Genomic DNA, 19,515 nt, shown 5'->3' with positions numbered 1-19,515 from the left:
TGCACCCGATTTCATTTTTCTGCATTTTTAGAATTATGGATTTGGAGCAACGTATTGATGCCCTGGAACGTCGACTAGCAGCACTGGAGGCCCAGCAGCCGTCACTGGAGAATGGCATCATCAGCTTTCAGGGCGATGTGCTGCTGGAGGGGCGCGCCTATCAATACGCATGGACCCGCCCGGCAGACCATCTGACCGGCGACGCCTTTTTCGAATCCCTCGAGCGCGTCAGTGCGCTCGCCCATCCGATCCGTCATGCCATCCTGGCCCGACTCCTCGAAGGTCCAGCCAGCGTCAATGATCTGGTGGACAGCGGTATTTCTTCCTCAGGCACCGCCTACCACCACCTCAGCGCGCTGCAATCTGCCGGCTGGGTCCGCAAAATCCACGGCACCTTTGAGATCCCACCTGCCCGCGTCATCCCACTACTCACGATCATCGCCGCTAGCGAGGACAACACATGAGAAAAGCACTGGCCACCGTTGTAGGACTAGCGACCGTCGCCGCACTCGTCATTTTCGGCCCCCAACCCGTAAAGCTTGCCGACACCCAAACCGGCAATCCCCAACTAGCAACCTTTCTTGCTGAAAACTCCCCACGTGGCGCCCACAATGTCACCGCCTTCGTCCTCGACGGCGATCAGCCAGTGTTCGCCGGACTCGGCGCCAATGAGCACACAGAAGTTGAAATTGGCTCCGTAACCAAGACTTTTACGGCGGAATTGCTGCGACAGGCCGTCGAAAAGGGCACCGTACGGCTGGACACCAAGGTCTCTGACATCATCGACACTCGCGGTGCCCCGATTGGCTCTGCAACCCTTGAGCAGCTCGCCAACCACGAGGCCGGCCTGCCACGCAATCCCGGTTTGGACACGCTTTCCCTTTTCATTGAGCGCAACCCATATGGATCGGTGACGCGGGAGGACATCTTTAAGATGGCTTTGAAGGCTGATTTAAAGGGCCAGGGTGAGCGCAATTACTCCAACCTGGGCGTCGCTCTCTTAGGACAGCTCATTGCCGAAAAGGATGGCCGGAGCTGGGAAGAGATGGTTCAGCAGGACATCTTTGATCCGCTGGGCATGACTTCAACGTACGTGGCCTCGGTTGGCAAAGCCGCAGATGCACCGCATGGCTTGAATGGTCGGGGCCGTGAGGCTGCGAACTGGGAGATGGATGGGTACGCCCCGTGTGGAGCGATCCGGTCTACCGCTTTTGACATGGCGAAATTTGCTTTGCACGTCCGTTCCGTTGGGGTTCCATCGTATGCCTGGAAGCACGATGATTACGGCGCATCTCACAACGGCAGTACGGGCGGTTTCCGCACGATGCTCGTGTTCGACCCAACCGGCCAGCGAGCAGCATTTGTCAACAACAACTCCACCACTCGAATGGATGAGCTCGGAAAGGAGATGCTGAAATGGCAGCAGTAATCAGTTGGGGGCTACCGCTGGCGGCGCTGGTGTGGATTGCCTGCGAGATTCTTTTCTCGAAAACGCGTTCTTTTGCATCGGCCTTGTTTATTGTGTTTGCCGTGTGGCTTTTATGCATGGGTCGAGTGGATTGGCTTGCTACGGTTCCAGTTTTTCTTTGGTGGATAATTGCGGTTTTAGCTGGTGTTATGGTTTACCGTTCACTGTGGCCGATTGAGGGGCGCGAGTGACACAAGTGCTCTAATTGCTGTTTGTTTTTGGTGGGGCGATTCGTTAGAATTTCGCTACTTTTTAGCTCTTGTGTTCTATTTCCTGTGGGCTAAAATGAAGGCATGAACATCGGGGAACTTCATACACTCACTACGGTCAAGGAGCTGTTACAGCGCTCCGTTGACTTTGGTGAGCCGTTTGAAGACTTCCCCGTTTTGCTAGAAATCAAGGAACTTGTTGCTCGGCTCGAAACTGACATGGCTGCGGGGCGTGAGAAGAATGAGATTGAACGCGCGGGCGCGTCCTCTTTCCAGGCCCGTCGCATTCACCGACGCACACTCAACCCGTGGCCAAAAGAGGTACCCGTCGAGCATCAGGACCTCATTTTGTCGGCTCTTGAGAAACTGAGTTCAGCTTCTTCTCGACGCGAGGAAATCTACGACCTAGCTGCGGCAACCGCTACCGAGTCCTCCCCCAAAGCCACCCATGCCTACGCCAAGGAGCTGGTCCGGGAAGAAAACCGTCGCCTTGCCCAAGACCCGCACGAAGCCTACAACCAGCGTCGCTTCCAACTCCGCGACCAAGACGAACACGGCGGGTGTTCCTTCAATGGCTACGCCCCCGCAGCTCACGCAGCACTACTCAAGGCGCTCATGGATGACGCATGGCGCATCGAACAGGCCACCGACGACCGCCGCAAGGATGACAATCGCACCGTTGCCCAACGCCACGCCGACAATCTCTTCCAAGTCCTTCGCTGGGCTTCCCAAACCCGCCAAGACACCGTAGGCCACTGCTCGCTCGTCATCGGCGTCACCGAAGAAGACGAATTCAATTGGCAAGCCAATTTTGGCAGCAACGTCGGCATCGACCTCACCCTCTACGATCTTGAGCTTCTCGACGGCCACCGCATCACCGACTACATCGTCGTCCACGACCACAACGGCGCCGTGAAATCGCTCGTGACCGCTAGCAGATCAGCCACTTTCCGCCAGCGCCTCGCAATGTTCTCCCGAGATGGGTGCTGCGCCTATCCGGGCTGCGATGCACCACTCAGTCGCTGCGAAGCACACCATGTGACCCCTTGGTCGCGCGGCGGCCCCACCAGCATCGATAACCTGGCACCCTTGTGCCCCAAACACCACGGTTGGAATGATGACAGCGCGGTCGAAGCCCACATAAAGATGATTCTGAACGGGGTTCCGATCCACGTCGATGACACCGGAGACCGGCGAAGAAACAATAGTCCCAGGGCCAGACATTCCAACGCCCGCCGCCTGATAGACAAAAACTAGCGAACCTGCCCCGAAAGGAGCGGTCCCGCTAGCATGCCCTCAGCTAGTAGCTAGCTCTCCACCACCGGCAAATACACCCGGTCACCAGCAGCAGAGAACTCAGCAGACTTCTCCTTCATACCGGCTTCCAGGGCTTCTACCGTCTCCAGCCCGTGCTCAGCCGCGTAGTCACGCACGTCCTGAGAAATACGCATGGAGCAGAACTTCGGGCCACACATCGAACAGAAGTGCGCGGTCTTCGCAGGTTCAGCCGGTAGGGTCTCATCGTGATACTCCAGCGCGGTATCCGGATCCAACGCCAACGCGAACTGGTCATGCCAGCGGAATTCGAAGCGGGCCTTGGACAGCGCATCGTCACGTTCCTGCGCACGCGGGTGCTGCTTAGCCAGGTCCGCGGCGTGGGCAGCGATCTTGTAGGTGATCACGCCAACCTTGACGTCGTCACGGTTGGGCAGGCCAAGGTGTTCCTTCGGAGTGACGTAGCAGAGCATCGCAGTACCAGCCTGGGCGATCATCGCAGCGCCAATGGCGGAGGTGATGTGGTCATAGCCGGGCGCGATATCGGTAGCCAGGGGCCCCAGGGTGTAGAACGGCGCGCCGTGACACCAGTCCTCTTCCCACTCCACGTTGACCGGAATCTTGTGCATCGGCACGTGGCCGGGGCCTTCGATCATGACCTGGACACCACGGGAACGGGCAATCAAGGTCAGCTCGCCCAAAGTCTTCAACTCCGCAAGCTGAGCTTCGTCGTTCGCATCCGCAATGGATCCCGGACGCAGGCCATCACCCAGGGAGAACGTGACATCATACTGCGCGAGAATGTCGCACAGTTCCGCAAAGTTCTCATACAGGAAGGACTCGCGGTGTTCCTTCAAACACCAGGCCGCCATGATGGAGCCGCCGCGGGAGACGATGCCCGTAACGCGGTTTGCGGCCAGCGGGATGTAGCGCAGCAGCACACCTGCATGTACGGTCATATAGTCGACGCCCTGCTCGCACTGCTCGATGATCGTCTCGCGATAGATCTCCCACGTAAGGCGGGTCGGATCACCATTAACCTTTTCCAGCGCCTGGTAGATCGGCACGGTGCCCACTGGCACTGGGGAGTTCCGCAGAATCCACTCGCGGGTCTCGTGGATGTCCTTGCCCGTGGACAAGTCCATGATGGTGTCAGCGCCCCAACGGGTGGCCCACACCATCTTCTCTACTTCTTCAGCAATAGACGAGGTCACGGCAGAGTTGCCGATGTTCGCGTTGATCTTCACCGCGAACGCTTTGCCGATGATCATCGGCTCAATCTCTGGGTGATTCTTGTTCGCACAGATCACGGCGCGACCTGCGGCAACCTCATCCCGCACAAATTCCGGCGCCATACCTTCACGTGCCGCACAAAATGCCATCTCCGGGGTAATCACCCCGGCACGCGCCCACGCCAGCTGGGTCTGTACCTTCAACGATGGATTCTCTTCGGAAGCAGGCACAGCCTCCGCACGCTCCCAGGTACGAACCGGAGCCAAGCCCCGCTCCAAATCCAATTCAGGATCCTCAGCAGTGTAGATTCCCGACGTGTCATACACATCAAAATGTTCCCCAGTGGTGAGATCGATGCGTCGCGCTGGGATGCGGAGCGTCAAGTCACCAAAGGGAACCTCGTTGTAGATTTTGTGACTGCGATAAATCGGACCGGTGGTAACGGTTCCATTTTCAGGCAAAGCAGACTTAAGCATGAGGTTCCTCCCTACGCCGGCATTATCCGGACAGGTTAAACGGTCGACGCTCCGAGTGTTGCGTCCTCTCAGCAAAGAATCGGCTTTGCTCCCGTGACGATTGGTTCCCCTAGTCTAGTAAATCTTCCGGCCGCGCAATGGGTTTTCCGAGTTTCTGCGATACCAGGGGCGCCCACGGCATGCCTAACTCCGACGGTTGCAGCAGCTGCGACTTCCCCACCGTCAACCGACCATCCGCCAACACCCCGATCTCGTCGGCAACCGCCCAAGCAAAATCAACGTCGTGCGTCGTCAAAATGACTGTGCATTCCAAGGCATCCAAAACGGTGAGCAACGACCGCACTGCCAAGGGATCCAGCCCCGCCGTCGGCTCGTCGAGAAGCAAATAGGAGGGCCGCATCGCCAGCACGCCCGCCAGCGCGACCAGTTTGCGTTGACCATAGGACAGCCGATGCGGCACCCGGTCCGCGAGGTGCGCGACCCCAGCCAGGTCCATCGCCTCTGCCACGCGCTTATCGACGTCCTCGACCCCCAAATTCACTGGACCATAAGAAACGTCTTGGTACACCGTCGGCGCAAACAGCTGCTCATCGGGCTCTTGGAGCACCATCTGCACTTGAGAGCGCAAAGCCCGTCGCCCAGCACGCGAATAGTCGTAGGGTTCGTTTAACGCCAACGTCCCAGAATAGGGCTGCCACGCCCCTGCCATGAGTTTGAGCAGGGTCGATTTTCCGGAGCCGTTCGCGCCCAACACGGCCAACCGCGATCCAGTAGGCACCGACAGCGACACATCACGCAGCACCCAGTCCTCGTGCTTGAAAGACACATTGGTTAGCTTCATGCCAGCCTCCAGATCACGATGAACAGCACCACACTAAAAACAACAAACCCCCAGCGAACCGGACGCTTGACCTTCGCCACGGCCAGCGACGACGGATCTCCCCGCAACTCCAGTCCTTCTTGCAACGCCCGCGCACGAATGAAGGTCAACACAAATAACGAAGAGGCCTGCATTCCCACGGAACCAATAGTCAGCCGTCCCAGGCGAGCCGCCTGTGCTTCTCGCATCGCCAGCGCAGTGTGTAACAAGGTACCGACGAAGCGGTACATCAGGGAAATCACTTCGGACAGTGCAGCGGGTAGGCGCAGGAATCCGAGGAGTTCGGGAAGGGGCGTCGTTAAGGCCAGCAACATCGTGGCCGTCATGGCGACGATGGAACGCGCTACCACATACGCGGCGTTTGACCAGCCCAAATACACCATTCCACTGGGGCTGAAGTTGAACACGAGCGGGCCCACCCCGACCGCGATAAACGCAGCCGGGGCAGCAACGAGCACCGCGAGCAGACGCAGCGGAACCCGAATCCACACTGCGCTCGCCACCAGCACCACAAAAATGGGTGCGAGTGCGGCGGGCGGCAGCGTGATGGTGAGGAGCAGCAGTCCGACAAAGAACAGCAGCTTCTCCCCTACGTTGACCTGGGCCCAGCGGCTAGCTGCCGCTGCTTGCTCGATCGGATTCACGGTTCCTTCCGCGATAGAACCCCAAGGCGTAGCCAAGCACACCGCCACCGAGCGCAGCTTGAAGTGCAAACAGGCCGGACTCGACTTCGCCAGGCAGCTCGCCGACTAGTGGCGCGGCCCAAGGTTCATAGTCTGGGGCTTGCTCGGAGACGACGGCTTCGGCGCCAGCATCAGAGCCTTCGAAATCGGAGTCCAGAAACCACAGTGGCAACGCAGCAATGGCCAGCGCGGCCACAATCAACATCCAGTTTTTCATGCCCGTACCCCCAGCAGTCGCAGTTCAGGAATGGCGATCTTAGACAGGGAACGGAAGACCACCACGGTGACCAGTGCTTCCACCACAGCAAGGGGCAGCTGCGTCGGCGCGTACAGCAGCAGGAACGTGCCTGCGGAAGAGAGCAACCCACCGGAGTGGTGCGCGAACGCCAGTTGCAGCGCCGTCACTACGTAGGTAGACAGGCAACCGAAGAACGCTGCGCAAAATATGCCCACATCAGTACTAATGCGACGGGTGAGCAGCCACATTCCATAGGCCACCCACGGCCCCACGACGCCCATGGCAAACACATTGGCACCCAACGTAGTGATGCCACCGTGCGCGAGCAGCAGCGCTTGGAAGAGCAACACCACCGTGGAAATGAACGCCATCACCGGGGGTTTGAACATCACCGCACCTAGCCCCGTGCCGGTGGGATGTGAGGAAGAACCGGTCACTGATGGGATTTTCAGCGCGGACAGCACGAAAGTGAAGGCTCCAGCTGCGCCGAGCAGCATCTTGGTTTCCGGGTTTTCTTTGACTTGTTTAGACACGGCAATAGCTCCGTGTACCACGAAGGGCGCAGCAACAACTGCCCACCCTACCGCGTGTGTGACGGGCAAAAAGCCCTCTGCGATATGCATGAGATCAACTTTCGACACGGGGTCCGCCATCTCACAGACCCATGATGTACAGGAAGCTGCAATCGGTCTCCTGGCTGATGTTCATCGCACGAATGCCGTAGCCTTCCCAGTTTCCCAGTGACTACGGCGGGCTCAAGCGAACACGTACAGTGGCGAGGGCCGCTATAAAATTCCCGTAAGCATTGCAGCACATCCAGCCTACAACCCGGCGGTGCGCGCTTGGGAGACAACCTCGGGCAGGATCGCAAGCAGCTTATCGACGTCCTCGGCTGTTGTCGTGGCACCTAAAGTAAACCTCAAGGTGCATTTAGCCAGATCCTCGGAAACGCCCATAGCTAGCAGTGTGGTGGAAGCCCGGTTGACACCATTGGAGCAGGCAGAACCCGTAGAAGCGGCAATGCCATGCATGTCCAGCAGCATGATGAGGCTATCGCCCAGCGCACCAGGAAAACTCATCGAAAGATGTCCGGGCAATGCTGGTTCATGCGTATTGCAGATACCAGCTACCCCCGCTTGGATCCTGTCGCGTAGCGCAGCCAGGCGGATGGTCTCTGCTTTCATCTCCGCGCAGGCTTCTTTCAAGGCCGCTGCCGTTGCTACAGCGCCCGCCACATCGACAGTTCCCGGACGGATCCCACGTTCCTGACCACCACCCACCAAGTAAGGAGTCAACGCCGGCGAGCGGCGGGCCAACAACAATCCCACTCGTGGCCCGCCAAACTTGTGTGCGGCCACCGTCAAAGTGGTCGCCCCGAGCTGTCGGAAAGACACCGGGATGTGCCCGATGGCTTGCACGGCATCAACGTGCAACGGCACCCCATAGGAAGCCAGCTCCGCTACCGGCTGAATTGCGCCGGTCTCGTTGTTGGCCAGCATGCAGGTGATCATGGATTCGCCGTCGTAGCTCGGCTGTACATGCCCAGACGCGGACACCGGCAGGTATCTCACTGGCAGCATCTTGAGCACTTCCGCCACCGATGGATGCTCGATGGGGCTGGCGAGCACGGTGCCTTCGCGGTACAGCCCGCGCAGCGCGATGTTGTTGGACTCGGTTCCAGAGGCGGTGAAGATGACCTCGATGGGCTCGCAATCCAGCAGCTCGGCGATGTCTTCCCGTGCCTGGGAGACGGCGGCGCGCGCCTTACGCCCGAGCGCATACTGCCCGCCCGGGTTGTAGGTCGATGCTTCTACCCACGCCTGACGCGCGACGGCGCGCAGCGGCGAGGTGGCGGCGTGGTCGAAGTAGCTCATCGCAGCTTGTTCAGCAGCTCCGGTACAACCTCAGTGGCGTCGCCGACGATGCCAAGGTCAGCGATCTTGAAGATCGGCGCATCCTCGTCATTGTTGATTGCGATGATCTTCTTGGAGGTCTGCATGCCCGAGGTGTGCTGGATGGCACCGGAGATGCCGATGGCGATGTACAGGTCTGGAGACACAGTCACGCCGGTCTGCCCCACCTGGTATTGACCCGGGTAGGCGCCGTCATCCACTGCGTCGCGAGTTGCGCCGACTGCGCCGCCGAGTGCGTCGGCAAGCGGCTCGACGAGCTCCTCAAAACCGGAAGGCCCAACGCCGCGGCCGCCGGAAACGACGACCTTGGCGGTGGACAGGTCTGGGCGACCACCGGCAACGGCTGGGGTGAAACCGACAACCTGGGCATCCATGACGCCAGCAGCTGGCAGCTCCATCGTGGTCACGCTGGCAGAACCAGGCGCGATTGGTGCCACGGAACCTGGACGCACGGTGTAGATCGGGCTGTTGCCACCGACTGCAGCGGTGACCTCGTAAGAATCACCAAAGATGGACAAAGCGGCGGTGCGATCGGCGTTGATACCCACCACATTGGTCAGCACGCCGGAAGCCAGACGCGCGGCAAGGCGGCCTGCGATCTCATTGCCGAGGGAATCGGCCAGCAGGACGATCGGCTGTGGGCTCTGCGCGGCCAGGATGGAAAGGGCATCCACGGCCGGCATCACGACGCGGCCCTCGCCCGAGCAGCGGATAACCGGGACTGGGTAGGTGGCGTCATCGAACGCGACGACGGTGACATCGCCGAGTGTTTGAGCTGCAGCAATCAGCTCAAGAGTGTGGTCGCCGGAAGCAAGTACGTAGGTCATGATCCAAAAACTCCTAGATAAGCTTCTCGTCGGTCAAGAACTGGTAGATGCGCTCGGCGCCATCGGTGTACACCATTTCGCCGCCATCGCGGGATGGGCGCTCGGAGGCAGCGGTGACCGCAGTGGCAGCGTGGGCCAGGCCAACGTTTTCCGCAGCGACACCAATGGCGGCCACATCGAGCACGGTAATCTCGGCCTTCTTGGCGGCCATGATGCCCTTGAAGTTCGGGAAGCGTGGCTTATCCGTCTTTTCCGTCACGGAAATCAGTGCAGGCAAGTTCGCCCGCAGCTCGTACGTGCCTTCTGGGGCATCTTTCACGCCGGAAACCACACCGTCAGCCACAGAAACGGACAACAAATTGGTCAGGGAAGGAATCTGGCGGTACTCGGCCAGAATGCCTGGCAGCGCACCCATCGCACCATCCGAGGAAGCATTACCGGTCACGATAAGCTGCACATCGCCCACGGCGTTGATGGCGTTGGTCAGGGCCCAGGCGGTGCCGAGGACGTCGGAACCTGCGAGGGCATCGTCGGAAAGCAAAATTGCCCGGTCTGCGCCCATGGCCAGCGCCTTGCGCAGCGCTTCCTGAGCGCGGGAAGGACCGGCGGTGAGGGCTACCACCTCAAAGCCAGGGTTGGCTTCCTTGATCCGCAATGCTTGTTCGACCGCGTACTCGTTAATTTCGTCGATAACCTCATCCACACCTTCGCGGTGGAGCGTGTAATCGGGGTTCAGGGTCTTGGTCGACCACGTGTCTGGCACATTCTTCACCAGCACCACAATTGCGGGCATTATTCCTCCAATACGTTTTTAGACGATCCTACTCGGCGCGCCTCGCAGATGAGTGCCACCCCCTGCGTACCAATCCGAGTTACCACGACCGCCATCGGACGACTCCCGCGCGGCCGCAACTTCTTGCGCAAGGCATCTGGATCCACGTCTACTCCCCGCACCAGAATTTCGAGAGACCCCGGATCGTGCGCTGCCAGCGCCGATTTGAGCTTCTTCAGCGGCACCTGCTCGAGAATCGGGAAACCACTGTACCCTTCCGGAATCCGGTCGCCGGTCAGATAGGCGATGCGTTCATCCAGCATCCACAGCCCCTCCCGCACCGCGAACTGACGCACCAGCCCGGCGCGTACCACGGCCCCGTCCGGGTCGATGAGGTACTTACCGTGAGGTGCCGCCATTTCATCCTCGGAAGGCATGAGGTCACTGAGCTTATCGACGCCCCCGCCCCGAATCACCACGGCCTCGCGGCGCGCTCCTTCAGCGAGTCCTGCTGTGTAGAGGCAGGCTTCCTTCACACCACCGTCAACACTGACCAGCGAGACGAGTCCGCCCCAGTCGGAAAAGTCCAGCCCTGGCGCGCATTTGACAGCCAAGTGCTGCTCGTATGCACCAAGGAGGGATGACAAAGGCGGGAGCAGCTGCTCCGGGTCCTTAATGCGCCTACCTCCCGCCCGGCGCGCCGGGTCAGCAACGATGACGTCGGCCGTCGTGCACGGGGCAAGAGCATCGGCTTGGAAGAATGGGGCGTTGACATTGGCCCTGGCCATTACCAAGCGTGGCAGCGAAAGGTCGGAACCAACGTAGCGCAGCCCCTCAGCCAGGCACGCAGCGCCTTCCGTGCCGATGGAACAGGTGACGTCGTGGACCAGCGGGTCGCCCAAAATGCGGCGGATCCGCTCGAAGCGAATGCGCGCTACCTCCAGTGGGGTGGCCTGTTGGGCGCTGTCGCTATCCATGAACCACTCGGCCGGGAGTTTGCCTTTGGACCGGGCGTCGAGAAGCTCGGCAACCGCGCGACCATAGGAGCCATGCTGCTCTTTGAGGAGGGCGGCGCGCCGGAGCGGGTCAGTTTCTGGGCAGAGGTCGATGGTTCGCGAGATGAGGTATCGGGCCTCGTCGAGATTGATCAAAATCGCTCCGGGATATCTCCGTGAAGGAAGAAGTCTGCGAACCAGGGGTCGGTGGGGTCTCCGATGATCGGAGTCATATCGACATTGGACAGCGTGTCTTCAAGTTCTGCGACAGTGCGGAACTGGGACAGCGCATTGAGCTGAGACCAGGTCGGAATCACCAGGCGGAGCAATCCGGTCTTCCACCCGCCGAGAATCACAGAGGGCAGGAACCAGCCCGTAGACGATGCTTCACGGGTATCCCCCTTGGGCATCTGGCCCAGGGGAACTTCAGCCACAAAGGAAAAAGTGTCGAACTTCGGATTGGTTGCGCCCGGCCCCACCCAACGTGCGAAGGGATACAACAGGTCGGTGGCTACCTTAAGGTCGTTGTCACGCAGGAAATCGGTGAAAGACAGCTCATGGCTTTCCAGTGGAACCCGCGCCGGGTGATACGGCACTGCATCGGAAATAAGGTTGCCCGCTGCATCGCGCGCCATCAAAATACCGGTCTCTTCAAACACTTCGCGCACGGCGGCCATGACCAAGCCATGCGCCAGATCGGGTTCAACGCCGAGTAGATTCCCCCAGCGGGCGCACTCGATACCATCGCCGTATCCGAGGTCGCGTTCATCCAGGCCACCACCGGGAAAGACCGTCGTGTTGGGAAACGTCGGCATCTCTGCCACACGCTCCTGCACATAGACTTCCATGCCCACTGCAGAATCTCGGACGAGCAGCACAGTTGCTGCAAGCTTGGCTCCTCGGATTCCTTTCATAAGCGTTAAGTCTAACCTTTTCGGTGCGTCCCTTGGCCCCGAATTCGACGGGCAAAGTAGCGATCATCGATGCGGTCAAGCTGAATCTGCTGGTGAAAGGTCTGGGTGAGATTCTCACTCGTGAGGACGTCGTCGATAAGCCCCTGCGCCACGACCTCGCCTTCGTCCAGCAACATCGCGTGCGTGAACCCGAACGGAATCTCCTCCACATGGTGGGTGATCATCACGATCGCCGGCGCGTCCGCATCCAGGGCAAGTTCGCCGAGGTAGCCGACGAGGTCCTCGCGGCCGCCGAGGTCGAGACCTGCGCCGGGTTCGTCGAGAAGCAAAAGCTCGGGGTTGGTCATGAGCGCGCGGGCGATGAGGACGCGCTTGCGCTCGCCTTCGGAGAGGGTGCCCCAGGTGCGTTTGACTAGGTGGAGCGCGCCGACGCGCTCGAGGATCTCCATCGCTTGGTCGAAGTCCATCTGGTCGTATTCTTCGCGCCACCGACCCAGAATTGCATAGGCAGCGGAGACCACCAGGTCCTCCACCGTTTCCTCTTTCGGGATGCGGGCGCCGAGTGCGGACGAGGAGACTCCGATCATCGTGCGCAGGTCCCGCATATCGGTCTTTCCGATGCGTTCACCCATGAGATACGCGGTACCCCCAGACGGGTATTCCTCAGCGCCTGCTAGTCGCATCAAGGTGGTCTTGCCTGCGCCGTTCGGGCCGATGATCACCCACCGCTCATCAAGTTCTACCTGCCAGGACACCGGCCCCAACAACGTGCAGTTATCCCGCACGAAGGTGACATCCTCGAAGTCAATGATCAGATCTGGGTTGTATTCGCTCACCCCACCATCATGGATCACAATCCGGTTGCCGTGTGCGATCGACACCGCTCACCTACTCTGGATTGAGTAATGCACGCGCGCGAAAGGATGAATGATGACCGGACGACTCGGCATCGATGACGTACGCCCTAATTTGTTGGGGGGAGCTTCCAAGGCCGTTGTGGGTGAAGTAGTGCCAGTGTTCGCCTTGGCCTGGCGCGAGGGGCATGACGCACTCTCCGCTACCCTCAATGTCAAGGGCCCAGAGGATTCGGCGGTAGCTGCCAAAACCATGCGCACGATCATGTCTCGCGGCGAAGACCCAGACCAGGTGCACGGCATCTTCGTCCCCGATGTCCCGGGAATTTGGACCGTTCGTGTCGACGTCTGGAGCGACCCGATTGCCACTTGGAAGCACGCTGTGACGGCCAAGATCGAAGCCGGCCAGTCCCCCGAGGAATTGGCCAACGATATCGAGATCGGTGCCCAGTTGTTTGAGCGTGCTGCCTCCGGCGCACCAAAGGTGCACCGCGATACCCTGACCGCGGTATCCGAATCGCTGCGTTCGACCAGTGACCTGCGCGCACGCATTGTCCCGGCCTTCACCAAGGAAGTCTCCGGCATCCTCAACACTCACCCGCTGCGTGATCTGCTCACCCGTGGCCAGACCAGCACTATCCTGGTCGAGCGTCGCAAGGCTCTCGTGAGCTCTTGGTACGAGTTCTTCCCACGCTCCACCGGTGGTTGGGACGACCAAGGAAACCCGGTCCACGGCACTTTCGCCACCGCCGCCAAGGAACTAGATCGCGTGAAGGCCATGGGCTTTGACACCGTCTACTTCCCACCGATTCACCCGATCGGCGAGATCAACCGCAAGGGACGCAACAACACCCTCACTCCTTCGGCGACAGATGTCGGTTCTCCTTGGGCAATCGGTTCCAAGGATGGCGGGCACGATGCCGTGCACCCGAAGCTCGGCACCCTTGAGGACTTCGATGCCCTCATTGCCCGGGCGGAGGAACTCGACATCGAGATCGCCCTGGACCTGGCGCTGCAGTGCGCCCCGGATCACCCATGGGCTGCCGCTCACCCAGAGTGGTTCACCGTGCTGCCCGACGGCACCATCGCCTACGCCGAGAACCCACCGAAGAAGTACCAGGACATCTACCCGCTGAACTTTGATAATGATCAGAAGGGTATTTACAAGGAGATCCTGCGTGTGGTGCTGTTCTGGGTGGAGCGTGGCGTGAAGACGTTCCGCGTGGACAACCCGCACACCAAGCCAGCGAACTTCTGGGAATGGCTGATCGCGACCGTGCACGAGGATCATCCTGAGGTCATCTTCCTGGCCGAAGCTTTCACCCGTCGCCCACGCCTGTACGGCCTGGCCAAAATCGGTTTCTCCCAGTCCTACACCTACTTCACGTGGCAGACCACGAAGAAGGAACTGACGGAATTCGGTGAGGAAATCGCCAACATGGCTGACATTTCCCGCCCGAACCTCTTCGTCAACACCCCGGACATCCTGCACGCTTCCCTACAGACCGGCGGACCTGCGATGTTCGCGATCCGCGCCGCCCTGGCCGCCACCTTGTCCCCACTGTGGGGCGTGTACTCCGGTTTCGAACTCTTCGAGTGGGAGGCCGTCAAGCCAGGTTCCGAAGAGTACTTGGACTCCGAGAAGTACGAGCTGCGCCCACGCAACTACAACGCCACAGGCACACTACAGCCGTTCCTTACCAAGCTGAACAAGATTCGCCGCGAGCAGCCTGCGCTGCAGCAGCTGCGCTCGATCCACTTCCACGAGGTAGATAACGACCAGATCATGGCGTACTCCAAGGTCGATGCCCTCACAGGTAACTGCGTCCTCGTGGTGATCAACCTCGATTCCTACAACGCCCAGTCCGGCCGAGTCCGCCTGGATCTGGACAAGCTCGGTATGACCGGAAGCTTCCCAGTCCGCGACCAGGTCACCGGAAACGTGTACGAATGGGGTGCAGAGAATTACGTCGAACTGCGTCCGTGGGACGATGTTGCTCACATTTTCGTACTGCCAGAGATCCCTGAAGAGCGTCGAGAAGCACTCGCTTGGCGCGAAGTTAACGAATACAGGAGCTGATATGACTGACCTTTCTCGACTGCTGAACTGCCAGCACCACGACCCGCACTCTTTGTACGGTCGTCACGATGGCAAGGTTCGCACCCGTCAGATCGGCGCCGTCAAGGTAGCAGCGCTTATCGACGGCCAGTCCTACGACCTCGAGCCCGTGGGCAATGACATGTTCGAAGGCGAAGTCCCTGAGGGTACTTACGAGCTTCAGATCACGTGGCCAGGCTCGAGCATCGTCACCCGGGACCCATACACCTTCTTGCCGACTCTGGGCGAGACCGACATCTACCTCATCGGCGAGGGCCGCCACGAGCGCCTGTGGGAAGCACTCGGCTCCCACGTTCGCACCGTCGATGGCGTTGCAGGCACCTCCTTTGCGGTCTGGGCTCCGAACGCTTCTGGTGTTGCGGTCGTTGGCGACTTCAACGGTTGGAATGCAGCCCAGCACCCGATGCGTGTACTGGGCAGCTCCGGTGTCTGGGAACTGTTCCTGCCGGGTATCGGCGAGGGCGCGGTATACAAGTACGCTGTGCAGACCCCGGAGGGCCACCGCCGCGACAAGGCTGACCCGATGGCTCGCAAGGCCGAGGTGCCGCCTGCGACCGGCTCCGTCGTCACTTCCTCGGAGTACGAGTGGAACGATGACGAATGGCTCCAGTCCCGCACTGAGGTTTCCGAGAAGCCAATGAGCGTCTACGAGGTTCACCTCGGTTCCTGGAAGGAAGGCCTCTCCTACGCGAACATGGCCACCGAGCTCGTCGATTACGTCGCTGAGCAGGGCTTTACTCACGTTGAGTTCATGCCGGTGTCCGAGCACCCATTCGGCGGTTCTTGGGGCTACCAGGTCTCCGGTTACTACGCTCCGACCTCCCGCTGGGGCACCCCGGATGAGCTGAAGTCACTTATCGACGCCTTCCACGCTCGCGGAATCGGTGTCCTCGTCGACTGGGTCCCAGCCCACTTCCCGAAGGATGACTGGGCCTTGGCCCGCTTCGACGGCCGCGCGCTCTACGAGCACCCGGACTGGCGTCGCGGCGAGCAGAAGGACTGGGGCACCCTCGTCTTCGACTTCGGTCGCGCCGAGGTCCGCAACTTCCTGGTGGCCAACGCCCTGTACTGGCTGGAGGAGTTCCACTTCGACGGCCTGCGCGTGGATGCCGTCGCTTCCATGCTGTACCTCGACTACTCCCGCAACGAAGGCGAGTGGGCACCTAACCAGTACGGCGGCCGCGAAAATCTGGAAGCTGTCCAGTTCCTGCAGGAAATGAACGCCACCGTGCACAAGCTCTACCCTGGTGTGCTCACCATCGCCGAGGAATCCACCTCTTGGCCGGGCGTGACCGCACCGACCGAACACGGCGGCCTCGGATTCTCCCTCAAGTGGAACATGGGCTGGATGAACGACACCCTGGAATTCTTCTCCAAGGATCCCATCCACCGTAGCCACCACCACGGCGATATCACGTTCTCCATGATCTACCAGTACAGCGAGAACTTCTGCCTGCCGATCTCCCACGACGAAGTCGTCCACGGCAAGGGTTCCCTGTGGACCCGTATGCCAGGCGATGCGTGGAACAAGGCCGCTGGCGTACGCACGTTGTTCGCCTACATGTGGTCTCACCCAGGCAAGCAGCTGCTGTTCCAAGGCCAGGAGTTCGCCCAGGTTCAGGAATGGACCGAAGCGCACTCCCTCGACTGGCACAACCTCGAAGGCTGGGAGTCCGAGTACCACCGCGGCATCCAGCGTCTGGTTCGCGACCTCAACTTGGTCTACCAGGAGTCTCCTGCCCTGTTTACGCAGGACAATATCCCGGAGGGCTTCGGCTGGGCCAAGTCTGACGATGCCATGAACAACATCCTCGCCTACCTGCGCTACGGCAAAGATGGCCAGACGTACCTGTGCGTCCTCAACCTAGGTGGCAACTCTCAGCCGCACTACACCTTCGGTGTGCCTCACGGCGGTACCTGGACCCGCGTCATTAACACCGATGATGCAGTCTACGGCGGTGCCGGTAATGATCTGCCGTTCTCGGTGTGGGCTCACGACGGCCAGTGGGACGGTTACCCACATTGCATGACACTGCATGTACCCGCAATGTCCGCGCAGTGGTACCGCTGGGATGGCTAGAACAGCTTCATAGCCATCTTCGTCCGGGCGGCCTTCACACGAGGGTCGCCCGGCTCGAAAACGGAGTACAACTCGAGCAGTCGCTTTTTGACCGTCTCGTTCGGCAACAGCTGAATGAGGCGGTCAAACGCTTCTTGAACCTTCCCTACGGCGATCTCGGCATCGGCTGCCGATAGCTGCTTTTCTACATCGGTCGGGTCCGCAGCTGCTTCCGAGATTGGGTCGCCAGCAGCCGTCGCCAGGCGCATCACCAGCTTGGCATTGTCACGAGCAGTCTTGGCATCTTTATTGGCCGGTTCCTTCGCGAGAATCGCATCATAGGCCTGAATCGCCGCCTCAAACTCGCCAGCATCGACCAGCGCCGCTGCCTCGGTGAGCCGTGGATCCTCCGGCTTCTCCTCGCCCAGTCCCGGTAGTTTTCCGGCCACCGCATTGACGACTGCGACTGTCCACTGTTGCAGTGCCTCGAGTGGCTGGCCGCCTTCAAAGTTGGCGAGGGGACGGCCGTCGGCAAGCGCGATGACGGTGGGCAGGCCCGTGATGCCGAAGGCCTGGGCGATCTGCGGGGTGGTATCGGCATCGACATACGCGAAAAGCCAGGTGCGGTTGGCCTGCGCCGCCAACGTACTCAGATTGTGCTTGAGGGCCTCAGACTCCTCACTGCGGGCCGTACCGATGAGCACGATGACCGGCACCTTCATCGACAGGCCGAGCGTGGCCTCAAAGTTGTCCTGGGTCACGGTCGTGGTTGTCGCGACCTCGGTGTTCGTGGCCGCAGCCTTCGCCTCCGCGCGCGCCTTAACCTCTGCCAGATCCACAAAATTAGCCATTGAGCCTCTCCTCCACTGCTGCAACCTTGCGCGTTAACTGCCCCTCATGCCCCGGGCGGATGTCGGCCTTGAGAACCAGGGAGGTGCGCGGGCTCACCTTGGACACCGCCTCCGTCGCACGCTTGACGACGTCCATCACCTCATCCCACTCCCCTTCGACCAGCGTGAACATCGCATTCGTCTCATTGGGTAGGCCCGATTCGCGCACGACGCGCACTGCCTCAGCGACGGCATCGGCCATCTCAGCGTTCTCGTTGGTTACCGCGGGGGCAACAGAAAAAGCAATAATCATGAACCCAAGCATAGTGTCCAAGCGGACACTAAACTTGGGAGCATGTCTGATATTGCATCTATCGAAATTCCGCACGAGTACGTTGTTTGCCTGGACCACGTCGGCATCGCCGTCCCTGACTTCGACGCTGCCGTCGAGTTCTACCGTTCTGCTTTCGGCTGGGTCAACCACCACGAAGAGGTCAACGAGGAGCAGGGCGTCCGCGAGGCCATGATCGGTCCTAAGGATATGACCGAGCGCGACGGCATGATCCAGCTGCTGGCTCCGCTGAACGAAGAGTCAACCATTGCTAAGTTCATCGAGAAGAAGGGCCCAGGCCTGCAGCAGATGTGCCTGCGCACCAACAACATGGACGCACTCTCCGAGCACCTGCGTAGCAACGGCGTTCGCCTGCTCTACCCAGAACCAAAGATCGGCACCGGCGGCGCACGCATCAACTTCGTTCACCCGAAGGATGCCGGCGGCGTGCTGCTCGAGATCACCGAGCCTAAGTAATCCACCGCTGCCAGCACGGCTTATGCCAGTGCCGGCGGTCGTCTTCCCGTCCGGGTTCCCACGCCACCACGTGGGCGATCCCGGGCGGGATATTTTGATTGCAGCCCGGGCAAATATAGAACTTTGTTGCCCGGCTGGCCCCCATCTGACGGACTAAGTACTCGACGCCGAATCTGTCGGTCTGCGTGCGCGTACCCCAAAACGCTGCCCCGTCCTTGGGCAATTCCCGTGGCGGTGGCCGGTGGTACTTGTTGCTGCGCTTAGCCATTTAAAACAGGCGCAACTCGTCGGACTCGATGCCCCGCAGGTTCTGGTAGTCCAGTACCACGCAGCGAATGCCACGGTCTTCAGCGAGAGTGCGAGCCTGGGGCTTGATCTCCTGAGCGGCGAAGACGCCCTGGACGGGTTTTAAGAGCTCGTCGCGGTTGAGCAGCTCGAGGTAGCGAGTGAGCTGTTCGACGCCGTCGATACCGCCCCGACGCTTGATCTCGACGGCAACCGTCGTGCCTTGGGAATCCCGGCACAAAATATCAACCGGACCGATGGCGGTCGGATACTCGCGACGAATGAGGCTGTAGCCATCGCCAAGGGTGCTGATGTGCTCCGCAAGCAGCTCCTGCAGGTGTGCCTCCACACCGTCCTTCTCCAAGCCTGGGTCGTCTCCCAGCTCGTGCTCAACATCCGCGAAAATCTCGCGGATCGTGATGCGCAGCTGCTCCCCCTTCTTGTTCTCCACAATCCACAGCTGCTCGCCGGTATCAGTGCCCTCTAGATCAAGCACAGGCTGCTCCGTGAGGTAACACGGCGGAGTCATCCAGTTCAGAGGCTTGTAGGCGCGGTCGTCGGCATGCACGCTCACCGAACCATCGGCCTTCACGAGCAGTAGACGCTTGGCCTCAGGCAGATGAGACTCCAAGCGCCCGACATAGTCAACTACACATCGGGCGATCACAAGACGCAAT

Annotated in this window: 22 protein-coding genes and 2 riboswitches; of the genes, 7 read left to right on the top strand and 15 right to left on the bottom strand. The window is 60.3% G+C overall.

Going from position 1 to position 19,515, the window contains the following annotated elements:
- Nucleotides 1-35: 35 nt before the first annotated feature.
- The 4 genes from CKALI_RS04585 to CKALI_RS04570 all read left to right on the top strand — a co-directional run bounded on the left by CKALI_RS04585 (nt 36) and on the right by CKALI_RS04570 (nt 2,934).
- A complete protein-coding gene (locus CKALI_RS04585) occupies nt 36-464 on the top strand; it encodes an ArsR/SmtB family transcription factor (RefSeq protein ID WP_156192179.1) in 429 nt (142 codons plus the stop codon).
- Nucleotides 461-1,429 (top strand): serine hydrolase domain-containing protein, encoded by a 969-nt coding sequence (locus CKALI_RS04580; RefSeq protein WP_156192177.1) that lies wholly within the window; start codon nt 461-463, stop codon nt 1,427-1,429. The genes CKALI_RS04585 and CKALI_RS04580 overlap by 4 nt, the downstream gene beginning before the upstream one ends.
- A complete protein-coding gene (locus CKALI_RS04575; RefSeq protein WP_156192176.1) occupies nt 1,417-1,659 on the top strand; it encodes a hypothetical protein in 243 nt (80 codons plus the stop codon). The genes CKALI_RS04580 and CKALI_RS04575 overlap by 13 nt, the downstream gene beginning before the upstream one ends.
- Before the next feature lie 102 nt (nt 1,660-1,761).
- Nucleotides 1,762-2,934, top strand: a complete 1,173-nt coding sequence (locus tag CKALI_RS04570; RefSeq protein WP_156192175.1) for an HNH endonuclease signature motif containing protein — start codon at nt 1,762-1,764, stop codon at nt 2,932-2,934.
- 50 nt (nt 2,935-2,984) lie between these two features.
- Here the strand turns inward: CKALI_RS04570 and thiC are convergent, their stop codons facing one another.
- The 11 genes from thiC to CKALI_RS04515 form a co-directional block, all read right to left on the bottom strand.
- Nucleotides 2,985-4,661 (bottom strand): phosphomethylpyrimidine synthase ThiC, encoded by a 1,677-nt coding sequence (gene thiC, locus CKALI_RS04565; RefSeq protein WP_156192174.1) that lies wholly within the window; start codon nt 4,659-4,661, stop codon nt 2,985-2,987.
- Nucleotides 4,653-4,766: riboswitch (TPP riboswitch) on the bottom strand. (Overlaps the previous gene by 9 nt.)
- A gap of 4 nt (nt 4,767-4,770) precedes the next feature.
- Nucleotides 4,771-5,502, bottom strand: coding sequence for an energy-coupling factor ABC transporter ATP-binding protein (locus tag CKALI_RS04560; protein WP_156192173.1), 732 nt, complete (start codon nt 5,500-5,502; stop codon nt 4,771-4,773).
- Entirely contained in the window at nt 5,499-6,185 is a 687-nt protein-coding gene (locus CKALI_RS04555; RefSeq protein ID WP_197079768.1) for an energy-coupling factor transporter transmembrane component T family protein, read from the bottom strand. The genes CKALI_RS04560 and CKALI_RS04555 overlap by 4 nt, the downstream gene beginning before the upstream one ends.
- Entirely contained in the window at nt 6,154-6,441 is a 288-nt protein-coding gene (locus CKALI_RS04550; protein WP_156192171.1) for an energy-coupling factor ABC transporter substrate-binding protein, read from the bottom strand. The genes CKALI_RS04555 and CKALI_RS04550 overlap by 32 nt, the downstream gene beginning before the upstream one ends.
- Complete coding sequence (locus tag CKALI_RS04545) at nt 6,438-7,085, bottom strand: energy-coupling factor ABC transporter permease (RefSeq protein ID WP_156192170.1); 648 nt, start codon at nt 7,083-7,085, stop codon at nt 6,438-6,440. Before CKALI_RS04545 ends, CKALI_RS04550 begins: the two co-directional genes overlap by 4 nt.
- 43 nt (nt 7,086-7,128) lie before the next feature.
- A riboswitch (cobalamin riboswitch) is annotated at nt 7,129-7,287 on the bottom strand.
- The gene (locus CKALI_RS04540; protein ID WP_156192169.1) at nt 7,284-8,336 is read right to left on the bottom strand and encodes a cysteine desulfurase family protein; all 1,053 of its coding nucleotides are present in this window, start codon (nt 8,334-8,336) and stop codon (nt 7,284-7,286) included. (Overlaps the previous riboswitch by 4 nt.)
- A complete protein-coding gene (locus tag CKALI_RS04535; RefSeq protein ID WP_156192168.1) occupies nt 8,333-9,202 on the bottom strand; it encodes an electron transfer flavoprotein subunit alpha/FixB family protein in 870 nt (289 codons plus the stop codon). The genes CKALI_RS04540 and CKALI_RS04535 overlap by 4 nt, the downstream gene beginning before the upstream one ends.
- 13 nt (nt 9,203-9,215) lie before the next feature.
- A complete protein-coding gene (locus tag CKALI_RS04530; RefSeq protein WP_156192167.1) occupies nt 9,216-9,995 on the bottom strand; it encodes an electron transfer flavoprotein subunit beta/FixA family protein in 780 nt (259 codons plus the stop codon).
- A complete protein-coding gene (locus CKALI_RS04525) occupies nt 9,995-11,128 on the bottom strand; it encodes a THUMP-like domain-containing protein (RefSeq protein WP_156192166.1) in 1,134 nt (377 codons plus the stop codon). The genes CKALI_RS04530 and CKALI_RS04525 overlap by 1 nt, the downstream gene beginning before the upstream one ends.
- On the bottom strand, nt 11,122-11,883 hold the full coding sequence (locus CKALI_RS04520) for an NUDIX hydrolase (protein ID WP_156192165.1): 762 nt from the start codon (nt 11,881-11,883) through the stop codon (nt 11,122-11,124). The genes CKALI_RS04525 and CKALI_RS04520 overlap by 7 nt, the downstream gene beginning before the upstream one ends.
- 11 nt (nt 11,884-11,894) lie before the next feature.
- On the bottom strand, nt 11,895-12,764 hold the full coding sequence (locus CKALI_RS04515) for an ABC transporter ATP-binding protein (protein ID WP_156192164.1): 870 nt from the start codon (nt 12,762-12,764) through the stop codon (nt 11,895-11,897).
- Nucleotides 12,765-12,813: 49 nt separating this feature from the next.
- On the opposite strand from CKALI_RS04515, the gene CKALI_RS04510 reads away from it, so the two are divergent.
- Both CKALI_RS04510 and glgB read left to right on the top strand, forming a co-directional pair.
- The gene (locus CKALI_RS04510) at nt 12,814-14,817 is read left to right on the top strand and encodes an alpha-1,4-glucan--maltose-1-phosphate maltosyltransferase (RefSeq protein ID WP_156193654.1); all 2,004 of its coding nucleotides are present in this window, start codon (nt 12,814-12,816) and stop codon (nt 14,815-14,817) included.
- Nucleotide 14,818: 1 nt separating this feature from the next.
- Nucleotides 14,819-16,936 (top strand): 1,4-alpha-glucan branching protein GlgB, encoded by a 2,118-nt coding sequence (glgB, locus tag CKALI_RS04505; RefSeq protein WP_156192163.1) that lies wholly within the window; start codon nt 14,819-14,821, stop codon nt 16,934-16,936.
- On the opposite strand, the gene CKALI_RS04500 is transcribed toward glgB, so the two are convergent.
- Nucleotides 16,933-17,766, bottom strand: a complete 834-nt coding sequence (locus CKALI_RS04500) for a tetratricopeptide repeat protein (RefSeq protein WP_156192162.1) — start codon at nt 17,764-17,766, stop codon at nt 16,933-16,935. The genes glgB and CKALI_RS04500 overlap by 4 nt on opposite strands.
- Nucleotides 17,759-18,058: a thiamine-binding protein gene (locus CKALI_RS04495; protein ID WP_156192161.1), complete on the bottom strand. Its 300-nt coding sequence runs from the start codon at nt 18,056-18,058 to the stop codon at nt 17,759-17,761. Before CKALI_RS04495 ends, CKALI_RS04500 begins: the two co-directional genes overlap by 8 nt.
- A gap of 42 nt (nt 18,059-18,100) precedes the next feature.
- On the opposite strand from CKALI_RS04495, the gene mce reads away from it, so the two are divergent.
- Nucleotides 18,101-18,553: a methylmalonyl-CoA epimerase gene (mce, locus tag CKALI_RS04490; protein ID WP_156192160.1), complete on the top strand. Its 453-nt coding sequence runs from the start codon at nt 18,101-18,103 to the stop codon at nt 18,551-18,553.
- Here mce and CKALI_RS12265 read toward each other — a convergent pair.
- Complete coding sequence (locus CKALI_RS12265; protein WP_231580530.1) at nt 18,546-18,821, bottom strand: hypothetical protein; 276 nt, start codon at nt 18,819-18,821, stop codon at nt 18,546-18,548. The two genes, mce and CKALI_RS12265, sit on opposite strands and share 8 nt — an antisense overlap.
- Nucleotides 18,822-19,514: an endonuclease NucS gene (gene nucS, locus CKALI_RS04485; RefSeq protein ID WP_156192159.1), complete on the bottom strand. Its 693-nt coding sequence runs from the start codon at nt 19,512-19,514 to the stop codon at nt 18,822-18,824. It abuts the gene before it with no gap.
- Nucleotide 19,515 lies beyond the last annotated feature (1 nt).

This window comes from Corynebacterium kalinowskii, assembly GCF_009734385.1.
GTDB classification, from domain to species: Bacteria; Actinomycetota; Actinomycetes; order Mycobacteriales; family Mycobacteriaceae; genus Corynebacterium; species Corynebacterium kalinowskii.
This window is presented reverse-complemented; position numbering and strand designations above follow the sequence as displayed.